20 protein-coding genes are annotated in these 18611 nt (G+C 62.3%); 12 read left to right on the top strand and 8 right to left on the bottom strand.

Translation table 11 applies throughout. The features are described 5' to 3' along the window. Nucleotides 1-45: 45 nt before the first annotated feature. The 5 genes from pdxA to lptF form a co-directional block, all read right to left on the bottom strand. Nucleotides 46-1065, bottom strand: coding sequence for a 4-hydroxythreonine-4-phosphate dehydrogenase PdxA (gene pdxA / locus NKH59_RS08025; protein ID WP_352471098.1), 1020 nt, complete (start codon nt 1063-1065; stop codon nt 46-48). Between the two features lie 12 nt (nt 1066-1077). Continuing rightward, nucleotides 1078-2004: a peptidylprolyl isomerase gene (locus NKH59_RS08020; protein ID WP_352453231.1), complete on the bottom strand. Its 927-nt coding sequence runs from the start codon at nt 2002-2004 to the stop codon at nt 1078-1080. Nucleotides 2005-2121: 117 nt separating this feature from the next. Beyond that, on the bottom strand, nt 2122-4539 hold the full coding sequence (locus NKH59_RS08015; RefSeq protein WP_023677696.1) for an LPS-assembly protein LptD: 2418 nt from the start codon (nt 4537-4539) through the stop codon (nt 2122-2124). Continuing rightward, a complete protein-coding gene (lptG, locus tag NKH59_RS08010; protein ID WP_023677695.1) occupies nt 4539-5624 on the bottom strand; it encodes an LPS export ABC transporter permease LptG in 1086 nt (361 codons plus the stop codon). The genes NKH59_RS08015 and lptG overlap by 1 nt, the downstream gene beginning before the upstream one ends. Then, nucleotides 5621-6823, bottom strand: coding sequence for an LPS export ABC transporter permease LptF (gene lptF, locus NKH59_RS08005; protein WP_352471099.1), 1203 nt, complete (start codon nt 6821-6823; stop codon nt 5621-5623). Before lptF ends, lptG begins: the two co-directional genes overlap by 4 nt. 354 nt (nt 6824-7177) lie before the next feature. On the opposite strand from lptF, the gene NKH59_RS08000 reads away from it, so the two are divergent. The 5 genes from NKH59_RS08000 (at nt 7178) to NKH59_RS07980 (ending at nt 11844) form a co-directional block, all read left to right on the top strand. Further along, nucleotides 7178-8344, top strand: a complete 1167-nt coding sequence (locus NKH59_RS08000; RefSeq protein ID WP_352471100.1) for a flavin-containing monooxygenase — start codon at nt 7178-7180, stop codon at nt 8342-8344. Between the two features lie 73 nt (nt 8345-8417). Then, on the top strand, nt 8418-8801 hold the full coding sequence (locus NKH59_RS07995; RefSeq protein WP_352471101.1) for a VOC family protein: 384 nt from the start codon (nt 8418-8420) through the stop codon (nt 8799-8801). A gap of 49 nt (nt 8802-8850) precedes the next feature. Continuing rightward, nucleotides 8851-10347: a leucyl aminopeptidase gene (locus NKH59_RS07990; protein ID WP_352471102.1), complete on the top strand. Its 1497-nt coding sequence runs from the start codon at nt 8851-8853 to the stop codon at nt 10345-10347. Between the two features lie 38 nt (nt 10348-10385). Beyond that, nucleotides 10386-10835 (top strand): DNA polymerase III subunit chi, encoded by a 450-nt coding sequence (locus tag NKH59_RS07985; RefSeq protein WP_023719810.1) that lies wholly within the window; start codon nt 10386-10388, stop codon nt 10833-10835. A 91-nt stretch (nt 10836-10926) separates the two neighbouring features. Further along, complete coding sequence (locus NKH59_RS07980) at nt 10927-11844, top strand: aminoglycoside phosphotransferase family protein (RefSeq protein ID WP_353021454.1); 918 nt, start codon at nt 10927-10929, stop codon at nt 11842-11844. A 37-nt stretch (nt 11845-11881) separates the two neighbouring features. On the opposite strand, the gene NKH59_RS07975 is transcribed toward NKH59_RS07980, so the two are convergent. Next, on the bottom strand, nt 11882-12349 hold the full coding sequence (locus NKH59_RS07975; RefSeq protein WP_352454415.1) for a carboxymuconolactone decarboxylase family protein: 468 nt from the start codon (nt 12347-12349) through the stop codon (nt 11882-11884). An 85-nt stretch (nt 12350-12434) separates the two neighbouring features. Between NKH59_RS07975 and NKH59_RS07970 the strand changes: the two genes are divergently transcribed. The 4 genes from NKH59_RS07970 (at nt 12435) to NKH59_RS07955 (ending at nt 15144) form a co-directional block, all read left to right on the top strand. Then, on the top strand, nt 12435-13106 hold the full coding sequence (locus tag NKH59_RS07970; RefSeq protein ID WP_352472591.1) for a TetR/AcrR family transcriptional regulator: 672 nt from the start codon (nt 12435-12437) through the stop codon (nt 13104-13106). 4 nt (nt 13107-13110) lie between these two features. Then, nucleotides 13111-13722, top strand: coding sequence for a hypothetical protein (locus NKH59_RS07965; RefSeq protein ID WP_352472592.1), 612 nt, complete (start codon nt 13111-13113; stop codon nt 13720-13722). Beyond that, nucleotides 13719-14567, top strand: coding sequence for a 23S rRNA (adenine(2030)-N(6))-methyltransferase RlmJ (locus NKH59_RS07960; protein ID WP_352472593.1), 849 nt, complete (start codon nt 13719-13721; stop codon nt 14565-14567). Before NKH59_RS07965 ends, NKH59_RS07960 begins: the two co-directional genes overlap by 4 nt. Nucleotides 14568-14691: 124 nt before the next feature. Continuing rightward, on the top strand, nt 14692-15144 hold the full coding sequence (locus NKH59_RS07955; RefSeq protein ID WP_023677684.1) for a hypothetical protein: 453 nt from the start codon (nt 14692-14694) through the stop codon (nt 15142-15144). 36 nt (nt 15145-15180) lie between these two features. Here the strand turns inward: NKH59_RS07955 and NKH59_RS07950 are convergent, their stop codons facing one another. Further along, nucleotides 15181-15540: a VOC family protein gene (locus NKH59_RS07950; protein WP_352472594.1), complete on the bottom strand. Its 360-nt coding sequence runs from the start codon at nt 15538-15540 to the stop codon at nt 15181-15183. Nucleotides 15541-15657: 117 nt separating this feature from the next. On the opposite strand from NKH59_RS07950, the gene NKH59_RS07945 reads away from it, so the two are divergent. Next, nucleotides 15658-16410 (top strand): sulfite exporter TauE/SafE family protein, encoded by a 753-nt coding sequence (locus NKH59_RS07945; protein WP_352472595.1) that lies wholly within the window; start codon nt 15658-15660, stop codon nt 16408-16410. A 38-nt stretch (nt 16411-16448) separates the two neighbouring features. On the opposite strand, the gene NKH59_RS07940 is transcribed toward NKH59_RS07945, so the two are convergent. Further along, entirely contained in the window at nt 16449-17084 is a 636-nt protein-coding gene (locus NKH59_RS07940; protein WP_502904851.1) for a TetR/AcrR family transcriptional regulator, read from the bottom strand. A 62-nt stretch (nt 17085-17146) separates the two neighbouring features. Here NKH59_RS07940 and NKH59_RS07935 point away from each other — a divergent pair, with 62 nt between their 5' ends. Both NKH59_RS07935 and NKH59_RS07930 read left to right on the top strand, forming a co-directional pair. Continuing rightward, on the top strand, nt 17147-17653 hold the full coding sequence (locus tag NKH59_RS07935; RefSeq protein WP_352472596.1) for a DinB family protein: 507 nt from the start codon (nt 17147-17149) through the stop codon (nt 17651-17653). Nucleotides 17654-18147: 494 nt separating this feature from the next. Further along, nucleotides 18148-18567 (top strand): hypothetical protein, encoded by a 420-nt coding sequence (locus NKH59_RS07930; RefSeq protein ID WP_352472597.1) that lies wholly within the window; start codon nt 18148-18150, stop codon nt 18565-18567. The last annotated feature ends 44 nt before the right edge of the window (nt 18568-18611 follow it).

The following is an 18611-nucleotide window of genomic DNA, read 5'->3' as shown; positions in this document are numbered from 1 at the left end:
CTCATCGGGTTAAGGCCATCGAATATGGCTGATTGGGCTCAGGGCCTACGGCCTTTTCCCGGTATCGGCAAGAACGCGAGCGAGTTTCAGCGCTGCAATCAGGCTGCCGGCACGGGCGATGCCCTTGCCGGCGATGTCGAAGGCGGTGCCGTGGTCGGGCGAGGTGCGGACGAAGGGCAGGCCGAGTGTGACGTTGACCGCCTCGTCAAACGCCAGCGCCTTGGCCGGGATCAGCGCCTGGTCGTGATACATACAGAGCGCCACGTCGTAGCCGGCGCGGGCGCGAGCATGAAACAGCGTGTCGGCCGGCAACGGCCCGAAGGCGTCGATCCCTTCCTGCCTCAGCCGGTCGACCGCCGGGCGCACGATCCGCTCGTCTTCGGTGCCCATGGTGCCGCCTTCGCCGGCATGCGGGTTGAGGCCGGCAATGGCGAGCCGCGGCTTGGCAATTCCGAAGCGGTTCGCAAGGTCGGCGGCGGTGATGCGGCCGGTGGCGACGATAAGGTCCGTGGTCAGCGCTTTCGGCACCTCGGCCAGCGCGATGTGGATGGTGACCGGCACGGTGCGCAGGTCCGGTCCGGCAAGCAGCATCACCGGTATCACTTCGGTGCCGGTGTGAAGCGATGCCAGATGCGCCAGATATTCGGTGTGGCCGGGAAAGCGAAAGCCGGCGTCGTAGAGCGGCTTCTTGGCAATGGGGCAGGTGACGACTGCGGCGGCGCGGCCGGCCAGGCAGTCGGCAACTGCGCGGTCGATCGCCTCGATGATGCCGGCGGCGTTGGCTGGATCCGGGCGGCCGGGACTGTCGACGAAACGGGCAGCAAGCGCCACCACCGGCAGCGCGCGCGAAAACACCCCCGGCGCTAACGCCGGCGTCGTCTCGGCAATCGCGATATCGGTGCCGAGCCTGTGCGCTCGCGCGGCAATCAGTGCCGGATCGGCAAGGAGATAAAATGACGGAACGCCAGCGCTTTCGCGGGCCTGCCAAGCAGCGATGGCGATGTCCGGCCCCACGCCGGACGGATCGCCGACGCTCAACGCCAGCGGAAGCTCTGCGTCAGCCACGGCGCGTCGACTTCAGCGCTCGATTATGCGGGCTTTCTTCCGCAACTCCTCGACATATTTCTTCGAGAGTTCGTCGGCGTTCTTGTCGCTCGAACCTTCACTCTGGAACACCATCTGCGCGGCTTTGTCGTCTGACACTTCGCGCGACGAGCAGATGCCGATGAATTCGACACCGCGGTCGGTTTCGCGCGTCGTGGTGGCGCCGCCGACCTTTGTAGCCTTTATCTGCTCGGCCCAGTCCGCCGGCAATTGCGGCGCCAGCACCCGGCCGAGATCGCGAACGGTGACATCGATCAGGCCCTTGGCGAATTCGCGCGTGGTGTTGCAGCCGTTGAAGCGGGCGCGCATAGCGTCGGCTTCGCGTTTGCGCTTGGCCAGCGTCGCGCTGCGCTCGGCCGCCGGCACCACGAAGATGACCTGCTGCAGCATGTACTCTGTGGCGCTCGGTTTGCTGCCGCCTTTTTCGAGCATGCGCTTGACGAGGTCCTGCTCGCTCATGGCGCCGCCGCCGTCGCTAGAACGGTGACGCGCGGTCAGCGCCTGGTTCCAGGCCATCTGCGCCCGGATAAAGTCCTTGAAATGCTCCTTGGTGACGCCGGATTGCGCCATCGCGCCGTCAAGCTGCTTGAGCGGCATCTTGTTGCTGGTGGCGAAACGCTGATAAGCGGCATCGACCTGCTCGTCGCTGATGCGGATGCCGAGCCGCCGGGCTTCGGCCAGGCGCAGCGTCTGGTCGATCATTTCCTGGCCGGCATCGCCCTTTCTGTGCTGCAGGCGCAGGAAAGCGGCCCGATGCTGGATGTCGCCGGTGGTGATCGGTATATTGTTGACGACGTATTTGATCTCGGTGGCGAAAACTGGCCGCGTTACCGCGGTGGTCGAGAACGCCACCAGCAGCGCGAACCCTGCCGAAAAGAGGTATTTCCTCATCGAAAGCATCCCAATTCCATCCCGATTCGGCCCAACCTATCCCAGTTCAGGCCGTCAAAATTCGTGCCTGCTCTATGCGGCGAAACAATGTCGTCCGCCAGCCGCCCCGTTGCCGACCGCTGCCCGTTATTGAATGGTGTCGATGGAGCGTTGCGACGAACCGAAATCGCCGAGCGTGCGGAACGACAGGTTGAAGCCGACGTTCTGCGATACTTCCTTGGTGTTCAGGTCACGTCTTTCCGAAAACGTCATCAAATAGGTAAAGCACGAATCACTATAGGCAAAGCCGACCCCGTCCTTGACCAGAACGCTCTGCTCCAGATCATATGTGCCGGTGCCAAAGACGCGCCAATTCTCGGCAAGATGTGTCGAGGCGCCGAGCGTAACCTCATGGCGATCGGTCGAGAAGCCATAGAGCGGCTGCGCCTGGATGAAGGCGTATTTGGCGCTCAGCGATACCGGCAGGCCTGAAAAGGCGGCCTTTACCTCAGCGCGGCGGATCTCGAAACTTTGCTCGTCGAAACGGCCGCTGACCGAGCCGGAAAACCCGCTGGGGCTATTGAAGCCGACAAGGCCGACATAGTCGGAGGTTGCAGTTTCAAGACCCGAATAGGCGCCGACATTGACCAGGTCCGGCGTGCCGAACGAGTTCTGGCCGCCGAGCTGGTAGGATTGGCCGAACACCGCATTGGTGCCCCAGCCATTGTCATATGCGCCGGAATAGCGCAGCCCGACATTGGCGCGTGTGCCGCCTTCCATGCGGTCATAGCCCGAGAATTTGTCGCGCTCGAACAGCGTCGTGGCGTCGAAGACGAAGCTCTGGGCGTCCTCGTTGGGGACCGCCAGCCCGCCGACATATTGCTCGTTCGGACGCATGAATACCTGCGCCATCGGTTCGAAGACATGGCTGGAACTGGTCATCGAAAACAGCACTGGCCAGCGCATCTCAAGGCCGGCGGTCGCCATGTAGCGGGCAAGCGATGAACGCATATCGTCCTCGACGCCGAGATTGGTCGCCATCTGGTTGATGGCGTCGAGCGAGGCCGAGGAGGCGTTGACGTAGCCGGCGTCGCCGCGCAGCGCCAGGAGCGGTGTCAGCAGCAGCCCGCCATCGGTGGTGAAGGTGCGCTTCCATTCGGCTTCCGCGGTAAGGCGGCCGGATTGACCGTCGATGCCGCGGACGTTGTTGACGGACGAAGGGATGCCCGAATTTGCAAGAGCCGTATCGAGCCTGTCGCGGTCAATGACCCGCGCGTTGACGTCGAACGACAGCTGCCCGCCGGCCACCGGCATGTCGGGGATATAAGCGTAGTCGAGCGAGGGCAGCACCCAGGGCTGCTTGGCGGCGCGTGCAGTCGGATCGCTGGCGAGCGTGTCTTCCTGAACCTCGAAGTGCATGGCGCGCACGTCGAAGTAATTGCGATCGTTGAGCCCCGTCAGGTACACCTCGGAGCGGTGCACGCTATCGTTGAAGCCATCGATGTCGTAGGTGCGCGCGAAATTCTTGTCGCTCTGCAGCAGGATGTCCCAGCCGAAGTCCCAGCGCGGGTTGATGGCGAACTGGCCCTGGGTGCCCATCATGCCGCGGAACCTGTTCGGGTCGCCTTCGGTACCCGAATTCACGTTGTGGCCATTGTCGTCGATGAAGGCGTCGGGATTCTCCTGCCGGATGCCCGCAATCTTCAGGCTGTACTGACCGTTGTTGAAGCGCTGCCTCCACTCGGCCTCACCGAGGAAACCTTGCTTGGTATAGCCGCTGCCAGTGACAGTGAGATCGTAGGTCGGCGAGAGCGCGAAATAATAGGGGACTTTAACACCGACGCCGAGATCGCTCTTGTAGGCGACGCCGGGGATCAGGAAGCCGCTCTTGCGCTTGACCGTTGGGTCGGCGATCTCGAAAGCCGGCAGATAGGCCAGCGGAAAGCCGAAGAACTCGAAATTCGAATTCTCGAAGCGAACCGTCTTCTTCTCGCCGTTCCAGATGATCTTCCTGGCCTTGATACGCCAGGTCGGCGCTTTGTCGGGCTTGTCCTCGCACGGCTCGCAGGCGGTGTAGACGCCATTGTGGAACGTCGTCAGCACGCCGCCCATGCGCTCCGCGCTTTCGGCGGCGAAATACGCCTTGTCTATGGTCTCGACCCGCAGCGCGTTGACGAAGCCGTCGGCGAAATCGTCAGTGATGTCGGCATGCTGCGAATAGATTTTGGTGCCGTCGCTATTGACGAGTTCGACATTGCCGCTGGCGACGAGGCGTTTGGTGTTGCGGTTGTATTCGACCCGCTGGGCGACGAGACGGTTGCCGCCGTAGTCGATCTGGACGCCGCCGACGGCCGTCACGGTCTGCTTGTCGTTGTCGTAGACCAGCGTATCGGCTGCCAGCAGCATCTGCGTGCCGCTCGGAACCTTCGTTGCCAGCTCACTGACGTCCTGGGCAAAAGCTGGAGCAACCGGGGCGGCGCTGGCAAGCAGGCATGCCAAGGCGCTCGCCGCAGAGAGGCGTGCCAAACCGGCGTGCCTATGGCTGCGCAAAACCGCCTCCCTCACTAGCCGTCTTCCTTGTATAGCAGGAATGTCACCCCGAAGAACATAGCCACGACAACCGGGACCCAAGCCGCTACGGCCGTGGGTACGAATCCCGCTACGCCGAATGCCTTGACCAGCACCGAAACGACATAAAGCAGAAAGCCGGCCACGATGCCACCCAGAATCATCGTTGCCGACTGCCCCATCCTCGCAAATCGCATTGATACCGTTGCCGCAATCAGCGTCATCGCGACAAGCAGGAAGGGCAGCGCAATCAGGGAATTGAACTGCATGGCGAAGGCGTTTGCCTTGAGGCCGAAGGAGCGGGCCACTTCGATCTTGCCGGGCAGATCGTAGAAGGGAATGGTCTCAGGGCGCGCCAACCGCTCTTGCACGAATTCCGGCTTGAGATTGGTCGGCAGCCGATCGCTGGGTAACGACTGGATGGTTCCGTCCCGGAACACCTTGACGTCCTGCAATTCCCAGTAGCCGTCCCGCAAAAAGGCGCGCGCCGCATCCTTGCGCTCGATGATGTCGCCTTGCGGGCTGAAGCTGAAGAAGACCGCGTCGGCCATCTCCAGGCCTTGATTGAGAATGGCGCGCGCGCCGATGATGGTGTCGCCGGCGTTGGTTTTCTGCCTGATCCAGGGCGCAGCATCGGCCGAGACGCTGTTCGACTTGCCCGAACGGAGCTGGGTCTCGATCTCCTCGGACCAGGAATAGGCGTGCGCGGCTACCGGATTGATGACGCCGACCGACAAGGCTCCAAACAGCAGCGCCCCGATGCAGCACGGCAGCAGGAATTGCCATGCGGAAACCCCGGCGGAACGGGCAATGACCAATTCGTATTTGCGGTTGAGCGACACCAACGTCGCCATCGCCGAGAACAGGCCGACGAACGGCACCGTCTGCAGCATGATCATCGGCATCCTGAGCCCCGAAATGGCGAACGCAGTTGCGTAGGTGAAGCCCGGCACGCCAGTCGTGCGGCCGGAAAGCTCGGTGAAATCGATCAGGAACACCAGCGCCAAGAGGCCGATGAAGAACCAGATGGTGATCGTCACATAGCGAAAGAAGAAGTACCGACCCAGAGTCCAGCCCATCAGCCGGCTCCCTGTCCGGATGCGCCACGCCCGGCAAAACGGAGCTTGATGGCGCTCCAGCCGTCACTGAAGCGGCCGGCAAGATTGGTTATCCAATCGGCCCAGGCAACCGGCAGTTCCATGGTCCGGTTGGAAACAATGAACCAGATGGCGATCGCCGATGCCACGATCGGGACGCCGTAGACCATATAGGCATATTGCGGCACCTTGTCGGCCTTGCCGGCGGCAAAGAACCCGAGCCAGCGCACGAACAGCGCGATCGCGATTGCCGTGATCAGCGGGTGCACACGCGCCTCGCGATGCGAGCGCGCATCTCCGGCAACGGCGAGCGCGATCAGCGCGAAGACGAGCGAATAGGACCACTCGGAAAAACGCTGGTTGAGCTCGGCCAGGTACCTGTTCGGCTTTTGCTGGTACATCTTGTCGTTCGGACTGGGATTGAGCAGATACTGGGTCGTCCGGTCCTTCGGCAAAAGCAGGATATCAGATGATGCCGACATGAAAGCGGACAAGTCGAAGGCGTAGGAGGTGAACCGGATCACCGAGAGGTCGCCGGTCATGGTTTTGCGATGGATGACGCCGTCATTCATCATCAGCACCTTCTCGTCGCCGCGTTCGATGATGCTGCCGGTCTTGGCGTAGTAGATGAGATTGACGCCTTCTTCGCGCGAATCGGCGACGAAGATGCCGCCGAGGCGGTTGTCGGGAAGCCGTTCGCCAACCTGCAGGAACAGGCCGTCGTCGATCTTGCGGAAGGTGCCTTCCTGGATGATCAACGACAACAGATCGGCACGCGATGACGCAATCAACTCGCGGTTCTTCTGGCGTGCGTAAGGGTCGACGCCATTGTCGACGGCGAAGGAAAAAACGCTGGCTGCAAGTGCCAGAAGCATGATCGGCCTGACGATGGTCCAGCGTGAAGCGCCGGCGGCATTGATGACGGCCAGCTCCGAATCAGAATTCATCACGCTGAGGATCTGGGCGACCGCGACCACCAGGGCGAACGGCACGACGATCGGAACGATCGTCGGGATGATCAGCGCTGCGACTTCGAAGAAGGTGAGGGCCGACTGACCGCTATCGGTGACGAGGTCGATGCGGGCGAGCACCTGAGTCGTCCAGACGATCGCCAGCGTCCAGACGAGCGCCAGCGCGAATACCGCGAAAGCACGGCGCATGATGTAACGTTCAACGACCTTCATGAAGGCTTTTCTCGGCGATTTCGAACGGCATCATGCCTTGGAACAAGGTAGTCGTCCGGCGCCGGCTGCACAACTGGCTCAGTTTGGCGGTTCGATCCGGGTTCTGTCCCGGATCGCAAATTCCGCTGGGCCGGAGTGTCGGCGGCAATGGATAAGAAAGGGCGAACATTGTTGGTTAACAACAGGTTGCGGCGGGAAGCGGGGCCGTGCCGCGACGAATCGTGGATGGTTCGATATCGCATATGGGAGCGATTTCGGCCAAAGTCTTGTCAAATGCGGCAAAACGACCAAATGTCGCGCCGGTCGCGACCGCCGCGGCGTGATAAGACGGGTCAGGATCTGTTGAGCCCCAGCATGGAAGCGGAAAAATTGCGCGGTCAAACCGGTCGGGAAGCGGTCTTTGACGGCGCGATCGTGGTCGGGGCCGGCGCGGCCGGCCTTGCCGCCGCCCACGCCTTGATGAAGGCCGGCGTACCGACGCTCGTCCTGGAAAAGGAGAGCCGGCTTGCCGAACCCTGGCATCGGCGGCACCAGCGGCTGCACCTCAATACGCATCGCGATCTCTCGACGCTGCCCGGCGTCGGCTATCCCGCAGGCACCCCGGCTTTTCCGCATAAATCGGCCGTCATTCGCCATCTGAACGATTTCAGCCAGGCGCATGGTCTGCCGGTCGCATTCGGCGTTGCCGTTGAAGAGATCACGTTCGATGGCGATCACTGGACCGTGCGGACGAACGCCGGACGTCGTCTGGCGCGTCATGTCGTCGTCGCCACCGGGCGCGACCGGCAGCCGTTTATTCCTGCGTGGAAAGGCATGAAGGATTTTGCAGGCCGGATTATCCATTCGGCCGATTTTGGCGAGGCGAAGGACTACGTCGGCAAAAGGGTGCTGGTCGTCGGAGCCGGCAATTCGGGGTTCGACGCACTCAACCATCTTGCGAATGCAGATGCCCAAAGCATCTGGCTGTCGGCCCGCAACGGCCCGTCGCTGCTGCCGAAACGCATCGGCAAGGTCGCCGTCCACAGGCTTTCACCGTTGATGGCGAGCTTGCCGGTGCGGCTGGCCGATGCGGTGATGGCGACAACCCAGCGCCTGGTTTTCGGCGACCTGACGAAATTTGGGCTTCCGCCGGCTCCCATAGGCGGTGCGAGCCGTCTGAGCGCCGACTACACCGCGATCGCAGCCGATGACGGCGCGGTTCGCGCCATAAAGGCAGGCACGATCGTGGTGGTGCCACCATTGCGGGAATTTACCCACGACGGCATCGTATTGAATGACGGCAGGTCGATCACGCCCGATATCGTCATTGCGGCGACCGGCTATCGCACCGGTCTGGAGCAGATGTTCGGCAAGCTCGGCGTTCTCGACGGCAAGGGCGTTCCGCTTTTCAACGGCGGCGATGCCGATCCGAAATTGCCCGGTCTGTGGTTTACCGGCATGCGGCCGAGCATTCGCGGTTGTTTCGCTAACGCCCGCATTCAGGCCAGAGCGATAGCGGCGCGGATTGTCAAGCAGCGATGATGAGCCGGACTATGCCGACTGTTCCGCCCGCAATAGACACGCCTTGTTGAAAGGTGCTCGAACCGAAAGGTCAATGGTCATGACGCCAGTCAGCATTCGCTACATGGTCGATGATGTCGCCGCCTCGATCGACTTCTACTGTGGACATCTGGGCTTCGCTGTTGAACAGGACGCGCGACCGGCTTTTGCTTCCGTGACACGCGGCGCTTTACGGCTCCTTCTAAGCGGCCCCGGCAGTTCGGGTGCACGGGCGATGCCGGATGGCCGGCAGCCGGTGCCGGGAGGTTGGAATCGCATCCTGTTGGTGGTGCCGGACCTGAAAGAAGAGGTTGCGCGCCTCAAGAGTGCTGGACTTGTCTTTCGCAACGATATCATAACGGGCGTCGGCGGTTCCCAGACGCTGCTCGAAGATCCATCGGGCAATGTTATCGAGCTGTTTCAACCCGCCGCTCACTGACGAACGTTTCTCGCAATAATCCAACTCACTTCCCCGAAAGCAGGACATGATGAATTCGAGACCCTCGATCGCCTTTGCCAAATTCGCCGCGCCCAAAAAAGGCAGCGTTTTCGTTCTGGTGACCGACGAGGGCGGCCTCAGCGATGCCGCCAGGGCTTGCGATCCGGCAAAGACCCTCGAGCGGGCTTTTCCGGTCGCCGACTTCACCGGCAAATTCGCCAGCCTGGTCGAAGTGCTGGCACCGGAAGGGACATCGATCGAGCGGCTGGTGGCGGTCGGTGCCGGCAAGGGCTCCAATCTCGATGATTACGCCTGGCTGAAGCTCGGCGGCACGATTGCCGCATCCTTTCGCAAGGCAACCGAAGTGGCCGTCGTGCTCGATCTTCCCGGTGCGGCCGTCAGCGGCAGGCAAGCCGTTCAGCTTGCAGCGGGCATCCTGCTGCGCAGCTATTCCTTCGACAAATACAAGACCAAAAAGAACAATGGTGACGACAGGCGCGAGCCAAAAAAGCCGGTCAAGGTGACTATTCACACCGCCGATCCGGCAGCTGCAAAGAAGGCCTTCGCCGATGAAGCGGCGGTGATCGACGGCGTCTTGCTGGCGCGCGATTTGGTCAATGAACCGGCCAATGTTTTGGGACCGGTGGAATTCGCCGCCCGCATCGCCGAACTGGAGGCGCTCGGCGTCACGGTCGAGATCCTGGCCGAGAAGGAGATGAAGAAGCTCGGCATGGGTTCGCTGCTGGGCGTAGCGCAGGGTTCGCCGCGTGGCGCCCGCATCGCGGTCATGCGGTGGGACGGCGGCAAGGCCAAGGAAAGCCCGGTCGCCTTCGTCGGCAAGGGCGTCACCTTCGACACCGGCGGCAATTCGATCAAGCCGGCGTCGGGCATGGAGGACATGAAGGGCGACATGGGCGGCGCTGCTGCCGTCACCGGCCTGATGCACGCGCTGGCCGCGCGCAAGGCGAAGGTCAATGTCGTCGGCATTGTCGGGCTGGTTGAAAATGCCGTCGACGGCCACGCTCAGCGACCCGGCGACATTGTCACCTCGATGTCGGGTCAGACTATCGAAGTGCTCAATACCGACGCCGAGGGCCGCCTGGTACTGGCCGATGCGCTCTGGTACTGCAACGACCGCTTCCAGCCGAAATTCATGATCAATCTGGCGACGCTGACCGGCGCCATCATGGTCGCGCTCGGCCAGCATTATGCCGGCCTGTTCTCCAACAATGACGAGTTGGCGGACCGGCTGACGGCGGCCGGACAGGCGACGCAGGAGCGGGTGTGGCGCATGCCGCTCGGTGCCGAATACGACAAGCTGATCGATTCCAAGAATGCTGACATGAAGAACATCGGCGGCCGCCATGGCGGCGCCATTATCGCCGCGCAGTTCCTGCAGCGCTTCGTCAAGGACACGCCCTGGGCGCATCTCGACATCGCCGGCACGGCGATGGGCGCGCCCTCCAACGAGATCAACCAGTCATGGGCTTCCGGCTTCGGCGTCAGGCTGCTCGACCGGCTGGTGCGCGATCATTACGAGCAATGAGCGGCTGGGGCGGGACTCCGACAATGTAGACTGAACGCATGGCCGAGATTCTGTTTTATCACCTGACCGAATCGACGCTGGAGGATGCGTTGCCCGGCCTCCTGGAGCGCAGTATCGATCGCGGCTGGCGTGCCGTGGTGCAGACCGGCACCGAGGAACGGCGCGACGCGCTGGACCAGCATCTGTGGACTTTCCGGGACGATTCATTCCTGGCCCACGCAACGGATCGCGAAGCCCATCCCGCCGAGCAGCCGGTGCTTCTGACCGTCGGCCCTGACAATCCGAACCAGGCGCAGATACGCTTCCTGGTCGATGGGGCGGTGCCGCCGGAGCTTGGCGGCTACCAGCGCGCCGTGTTCCTGTTCGACGGTCACGATGCAGCCCAGCTAGAGGCGGCACGCACGCACTGGAAGACAATGAAGGAGGCCGGCCACACCGTGACCTACTGGCAGCAAACGCCTGACCGGCGCTGGGAACGCAAGGCTTAGAGAATTTGCCGGCAAGGGAATCACTGGCGCCGCAAGAGTGCGACGACAAAAAGATGGACCGCCGGCTATTCAGAAGACCGGAGCAAGCCCGATGCCGCCCGATGAACGAACGCCAGGCATGCCGATAGATGCCGCACTTGTTCGCCGGCTGATTGCCGCGCAGTTCCCCAAATGGGCGGACCTGCCGGTAGAGACGGTCGAGCCTGGCGGCTGGGACAACCGCACGTTCCGGCTGGGCGACAGCATGTCGGTGCGGCTGCCGAGCGCTGCCGCCTATGTCGCCCAGGTCGAGAAGGAGCATCGCTGGCTGCCCCGCTTGGCGCCTCACCTGCCTCTGCCGATACCCGTGCCGCTGGCCAAAGGCGCGCCCGGGGAAGGCTATCCATGGCCTTGGTCCGTCTATCGCTGGCTTGGCGGCAGACCGGCGGCTGGTGGACTGATTGCCGATCTTACTGAGTTCGCCCGTTCGCTGGCCGGCTTTCTGGTTGCGCTCTACCGGATCGACGCTGCCGACGGGCCACCGGCAGGGCAGCATAATTTCCACCGCGGTGGCCGGCTTTCGGTCTACGACGCCGAGACCCGAGCCGCGCTCTCGGCGCTCGGCGGCCGCATCGACAAGGCCGCCGCCGAGGCCGTGTGGGCGACGGCCCTTGCCTCGCGATGGCAAGGGCCGCCGGTCTGGGTCCATGGCGACGTCGCCTCGGGCAATCTGCTCGTCGAAGATGGCAAGCTCTACGCGGTCGTCGATTTCGGTAGTTCGGCTATCGGCGATCCTGCCTGTGATCTGGTGATCGCGTGGACGGAATTTTACGGCGAGAGCCGTCAGGCGTTCCGCGACGCCATTGCCCTTGACGAGCACAGCTGGGCGCGCGCACGGGGCTGGGCGTTGTGGAAGGCGCTGATCGTCGCTTCGGGACATGACGGCAACCAGCGCGAGGCGGAAAAATCGTGGCGGGTCATCGATGAGGTGCTGGCGGATCACACAAAACAGTCGAAGCGGGAAGGCTAATTCAGTCTGAACGCGTCCCGCTCTAATAACGAAAGCATTACTGCCCGCCCATCTCCTTCCTGAACGTATCGAAATCGACCTGCATGCCGTTGAAGATGGTGCTCCAATGGCGGGTCAGCGCTGAAACGGCGACCGCCTCCTGGATCTCCTCGTCGGTGGCGCCGGCGCGCTTGGCGTCCTGCGTGTCCGACCAGATACAGTAGTTGCACGGGATTTGCGCCGCCACCGCCAGCGAGATCAGCGACTTGACCTTCGGCGGCAGCGCCGTCTTGTCGCTGAGCTGGATGGCCTTGACCTCGGCCCATGCACCGGGCAGACCGGCTTTCGGGAACTGCTTTACGAAACCGGGCACCCCGCCCATGGTCGACTGGATGTCCTTGACGGTCGCGTCATACTCATCGGCATAAGAAGGAGCTGCAGCCAGGGTCAGCACACAGGTGGCGGCGAGCAGGCAGGCGCGGCGGATGGAAGAATGCGTTGATGAAAGAGTACGATAGGCAGACATGACATTCTCCTCTGGCGTTTGTTGGCCTTACGGTGTAAGGTAACGTCGAAAATGAACCTTACATCGTAAGTTGTCAAGCGGCACCATGGACACATCGATCAAAAAAAAGCGACCGCGCGGCCGGCTGTCTCGCGAGATGATCGAGGATGCCGCTTTGAAGGTGATCGAGAGCGAGGGCCTCGCCGGGTTTTCGATGCGCAAGCTGGCGGCAGAACTCGGCTGCGAAGCCATGAGCATCTATCACCACTTTCCTTCGGTGGCGCATCTCTTCGAAGCCTTGGTGGATCGGCTGATCGGCTCCCTCGAAATGCCCGACGCGGACCTCCCTTGGCGACAAAGGTTACGCATTGCCGTGCAGGATTTCCGCCGCGTCGCGCGTGAGCACCCGGCCTTTGCCACGTTCCTTGTAACCTACCGGATGAATTCGCCGACGTGTCTCACTTGGCTGAACGGCATCCTTGGCCTGTTCGAGGCCGGCGGCTTCGGACCGGAACTGGGTGCGCGGCTGTTCCGCACCACTGGCTATTATCTGATGGGTGCCATCCTCGACGAGACTGCCGGCTATGCGAAGGGGCCTTCGGCCGTGACCATCGTCAGCGACGAGCAACTGGCGCAGGATTTTCCAAAAATAGCTGCGGCCGGGCGTTATTTCGGCACCGCCGAATTCGACCGGACGTTTGATCTGGGCCTTGACATGCTCCTGGACGAAATGGAGAACGCCCGCGACCGCGCCATCGCGCCGAACACCGGGTCTTGATGTCATGCGCTCCCTGTTCGCCCTGATACTGCTCATCGGTACCGGCATCGGCGTCGTCTATCCCTGGGCGATGACCAATTTCTCCGGCCGTGAGATCGGCACCTGGCGAGTTTACGACCAGGGCCGGTTCAAGCCGGTGACCGTGCCCCTGAGCGCACGCGACGGGCCGCTACGCCTGCTGGTCGACCTTACGGCAAGAGCCGAGCGCATCGTCTCGCAGCAGCGCACTGTGTTGACCCTCACTGCCGCCACCGGCGGCAGGACGGTGCTCGCCTCGACGCTGCAGTTCAACCATTCCGACAATCCGCGCCAGGTCAGCCCGCAACTGCCGGACAGGATCTTTCGCGACGAGGCTGGCCTGATCCCGACCGTTACCCCTGGTTCCTACATCTTCACCGTCGGTCCGGGCGACGCCGAAGGCATTCCGATGCGGGCCGTCGATCTCGTCCTGCGCTCGGGGGCCGGCGAGGTCGACCGCCGGGCGCGCCCGGTTGGTTTTTCCCTGATGGCGGCGGGCCTGGTCGGGCTGGTGCTGGCATTCCGTTTCGGCGGCCGCCGGCCGGAAAATCCGAACTCGCAGCCGCCACCGCCGCGCTGGGGCAGGGGCTCCAATTGAACTATCGCCATGCCTACCATGCCGGGAACTTCGCCGACGTCGTCAAGCATGTCGTGCTCAGCCGGCTGATTGAATATCTGAAACAGAAGGACAAGGCGTTTCGGGTCATCGACACCCATGCCGGGATCGGCCGTTACGATCTGTCCTCGACCGAAGCGCAAAAGACCGGCGAATGGCAAGGCGGCATCGGCCGGCTCGTCGATGCGGCCCTCGATGCGCCGGCGGCAGCACTGCTGGCGCCGTATCTTGAAGCCGTCCGCTCGCTCAATCCGGACGGCGGCGTGAAAAAATATCCGGGTTCGCCGTTGATCGCCCGGCACCTGATGCGCAAGCAGGACCGGCTGTCGGCGGTCGAACTGCACCCTAAGGATGCCGCCAGGCTGAAGGCGCTGTTCGACGGTGACTTCCAGACCCGGGTGATCGAGCTCGACGGGTGGCTGGCGCTCGGCGCGCATCTGCCGCCAAAGGAAAAGCGCGGCCTCGTGCTCATCGATCCGCCTTTCGAGGAAGAGGGCGAATTCGGTCGCTTGGTCGACGGGCTGCAAAGAGCCCATCGGCGCTGGCCAGGAGGGATTTACGCGCTGTGGTATCCGCTCAAGGACCGCAGGGCGGTCGCCGCCTTCCGCAAGGCGCTGAAGCAGACAGGCATTCCCAGGCTGCTCGACATCGGTTTTGAGATCAGGCCGGACGCCGTCGAGCCGAGCCTCGACGGCTGCGGCATGGTGGTGGTCAATCCGCCCTTCACGCTGGAAGGCGAGTTACGGACGCTGCTGCCGGCGCTGCACCGGCTGCTTGCACTTGAGCAGCCGTCGCACTGGACGCTGGATTGGCTGGCGGGAGAGTAGTTTGAGGCGTGGCCCTGCCGTTCCGTCAGCGCAACCATCGTCACCACAACCACGGTCGCTACAACCGCTTGACCGCGCGTCAGCGAATCCGCACAGTGCGCGCAGTCGACCTTGAGAGGCTGCCATGACTCGCTTCGCCCAATCCGCCCTTGCCGCACTGCTCGCCTTTTGCACGCCGCTGGCCGCGCCTCTTGGCGTCACCCAGGCAGTCCAGGCGGCCGACCTTGCAATCTATACCGACGAGGATAGCGGCGTCTGCGGCGAGGCCTGGGTGCTGAACAAGATCACCGACCGCTTCTCCTATCAGGTGCATCACGTGCCGCATCTGCCGGATGTGCAGATCGTCGACTTCCAGCGCATCCACCAGCATCGCTATCTGCCGGCCGACGACACCTGGCCGATCGGCCGCCGTTATTGCGGCGCCACCGTCAGCCTCTCCGACGGCGGCGCTCGCACCATCTGGTACCTGATCGAAGAAGGCCAGGGCTTTGCCTCGATCGGCGACAATGTCGAATTCTGCGTCTCGGGCTTCGACCGCTGGATGGTCTACAACGGCCGCTGCCGCGTCCTGCGCTGACCAGCGCTTTCCGATCCCGACGGATTGTTGCGTCACTTAGGTGGTCGAGAAAAGGAACACCTGACGGCCATCAGGATCACGGACGATCACGCGTCGGCCCATAGCCGTCGCCTTGACGTCCGCAATGATTCCAAAGCCGTTGGCCTTGGCGGCAGAAGCAGCTTCATCTGCGTTGGCGACTTCGAAGCCGATCATCGTTCCCGCTCCTTCCGGCGTCGTTGCTTCTGCCGGGTAGAGTTCGATCGCAAGCCCTTCACCTTGGAACGCGAAATGTATCGGACCGGAGCCATGCTGCTCTTGCCTGAAGACAATTCCAAAATTCGCGTAGAAAGCCGCGGCTGATCTGGGATCAGCCGAAAACCATGTGACAAATGCCAAGCTCGGCAAGGAGGACATTCATACCTCTCTGGTGTTGAGGGTCCAAGGTCGGACGAGGTTGCGAAAATCGGAGACTTCCATGCATGTCAACGCCAACCGACCACATCGATCATTTTGCGGGGGAAACAGCACCACATGGATTCGCTTGTTTATACTGTTGCTCTCGGCGCGGTCGTTGCAGGCTTCGTCCAGGGGCTTTCCGGGTTCGCTTTCAGCCTGGTTGCCATGTCGATTTGGGTTTGGACCGTGGAGCCCCAGCTTGCTGCCGCCATGGCGGTCTTTGGGGCGTTCACCGGCCAGATCATCGCCGCCGTCACCGTCCGCCGGGGCTTCGACCTCAAGCTTCTGCTGCCATTCCTGATCGGCGGGATCATCGGGATTCCGGTCGGTGTCGCCATCCTGCCTTTGCTGGATGTGCAGTTGTTCAAGTTGGTCTTCGGAGCGCTGCTGGTCGTTTGGTGTCCGTTGATGCTCTTTGCGCCTCGCCTCCCTCCCATCACGGTCGGGGGTCCTGTTGCAGACGGTGCAATAGGTCTGGTTGGCGGCATCATGGGTGGACTTGGCGGCTTCACCGGCCCGGTTCCAACGCTGTGGTGCGTGCTGCGCCAATGGGAAAAGGACAGGCAGCGTATTGTCATCCAGAATTTCAACCTTGTGACCCTCTCCATGACGATGGCCGCCTATCTTGCGGCCGGAAAGATCAAGCTCGAAATGCTGCCGATGTTTGCCGTCGTCGCGCCGGCGATGTTGATACCGACACTCCTTGGCGCGAGACTCTACATCGGCGTTAGCGAGGCGACTTTTCGAAAGATCGTCCTCACACTCTTGGCCGCATCAGGTGCGGCATTGTTGGCATCGTCCTTGCCGCAACTCATAATCCGGGTTTGAACGACACACAGAAATCCCGACTTCCGCCGTGCCATGCGCTATCGACCGATACGGCCCGCTCCCGATAGGTAGGCGCAGATCAGTTCGACGAGTTGCTTTTGCAGCTCCGGCGCGGCGAGCATGTTCCGGCGTGCCGCGTTGTGGATCACACCTTCGATCGCTGACGACAGCACGCGCGCCACGGCCTCCGTGTCGGCGCCTTTCCTTGGCTTGCGATAAGTGGCGACAGCAGTCGCATAGTGATTGAGGTATTGTGCCTGGAACGAAGCATGGGCGGCCCTGGAGCCGCGATCGCACGGCGCCTTGTCGAGCAGCACCTGATGTAGTGTCGGGTGAATGCTGTGCGCGGCGATCATGCCGCGCACCAGCTCCTGCGCGAATTTCCTGAGCGGCTTTTGGTCTTCCGCCGAATCGCGAATGACTGACAGCACATGATCGAAGTGACGGCGCCGGACAGCGGCGAGCAGGGAAAGCTTGTCGGGAAAATACTGGTAGAGCGTGCCGATGCTTACACCTGCTGTCTCGGCAACCTTGTTGGTGGTGAAGCCGGCCCACCCCAGCCCGCTCAGAACATGAGCCGCCGCCTCGATGATCGCCTCGACGGTTGCCCTGGAACGCGCCTGGCGCGGCTGTTTGCGCATGCGCGGATGCGGTTTTGCAATGCGGGTAGACACGTTCGCCCATTCTCCTGGAAATATAAACAACATACTCGCATTTCCGGAAAAGGACACCGACCATGAATACGCTCGCTCTGCTTCGCAGCCTGTTTGCCTATCAGGTCTGGGCCAATGAGGAACTGCTGGAAAAGCTCGCGAATCTCGACCCGCATGTTCACGGCAAGGAACGGCAGGCCGTGATACCGCTCGTCGATCACAGCCATGTGGTGTCGCGGATATTCTCGGCGCACCTGGTTGACGCAAGCCATGGCTACTCCGCCGACACCACCGAGGACACGCCGGCGTTCGACGAACTTCGCGCCGCAGTCGCAGCGACCGATCGCTGGTATCTCGATTATCTCGAAACCGTGTCGTCGCGGCAGCTGTCCGAGCCCGTCGCAGCATTGATGTCGCGACAGGAAATGTTGACCCACGTCGTACGGCACGGCGGCTATCATCGCGGTGAAGCGGGGCGCATCCTGGCGCAGATTTCGGTCATGCCGCCATGGGATACTTTCGCCGTCCATCTCCACAGGGCCGAGCCTTCGCGCCGGCTGCAGATGAGCCGTGAGCCGCTCGGCGCCTGAACGGCCGAGCGCGTTCGATCACGAGGTCGGCGCGACCGGATCTATCGAGCGATATCCTGTCCTTCAGAAATGCGAGCTGTCTGCTTACTTTCATCGCGTCGTGCAAGATAGTGCAGCGGCGTGCTCGTCGCGTTGCTTCCTACTTACCTGTAGTTTATCGTTTCGAACAAGACGAGGCGGGCGACCGCCTTCGCTCTTGACAATGTTCGCGCTGAGCGTCGGACGTTGAAGCGCAAAGCTGGTCGAAAAGGTCCTGAGCTTGACGAGAAGACCGGTCGAGATAGAGCGACCAGAATTTCTGTCGCAGGACTTCGCTGCGGGACACAAAGATTCGCAGCCGGTTTTTGCGCGGGTAAAATGGTCGCGCGCTCGCCGTAACCGAAACTTAAGCTGCAAAAATCATTCTAATGCTTCGCTGGCTAGCAAGCCGCGAGTCAGATATGCAATGTGCGCCGGGTCAATAACGGCCGTCGGCACAACGGAAGGGGCATGATATGGCTAAGCAGTCATCCAAAGCGCCGGCATCCAAGGCACCGGCAAAGTCACCGGCAAAGAAAGCACCGGCAAAAGCAGCCGCGGCAAAGGCCGCAACTGCTGTGAAGAAAGCAGCACCCGCGGCCAAAGCGAAGGCCGCTGCGCCTAAGGCAAAAGCAGCGCCGGCCAAAAAGCCGGCCGCCAAGGCCGCGGCAAAACCGGCCGTGAAGAAAGCAGCACCTGCCAAGGCGAAAGCAGCACCGGCCAAGGCCAAGGCTGCACCGGCCAAGAAGCCGGCTGCAAAGGCCGTGGCGAAGCCCGCTGCGAAGAAGGCAGCACCGGCAAAGGCCGCCGCTGCGAAATCTTCTGCAGCAGTGAAGAAAGCAGCGCCCGCGGCCAAGCCGAAGGCAGCGCCCGCAAAGACGAAGGCCAAGAAGTAGTCGCCGTTCTCCGATCGCCGGGGACAGTACTCAAGACAGCCATG

This window comes from Mesorhizobium sp. M0998 (assembly GCF_040318885.1).
Classification (GTDB): Bacteria; Pseudomonadota; Alphaproteobacteria; order Rhizobiales; family Rhizobiaceae; genus Mesorhizobium.
Note: the sequence above shows the minus strand (reverse complement) of the source record. Positions and strands in the feature narration are given on the sequence as shown.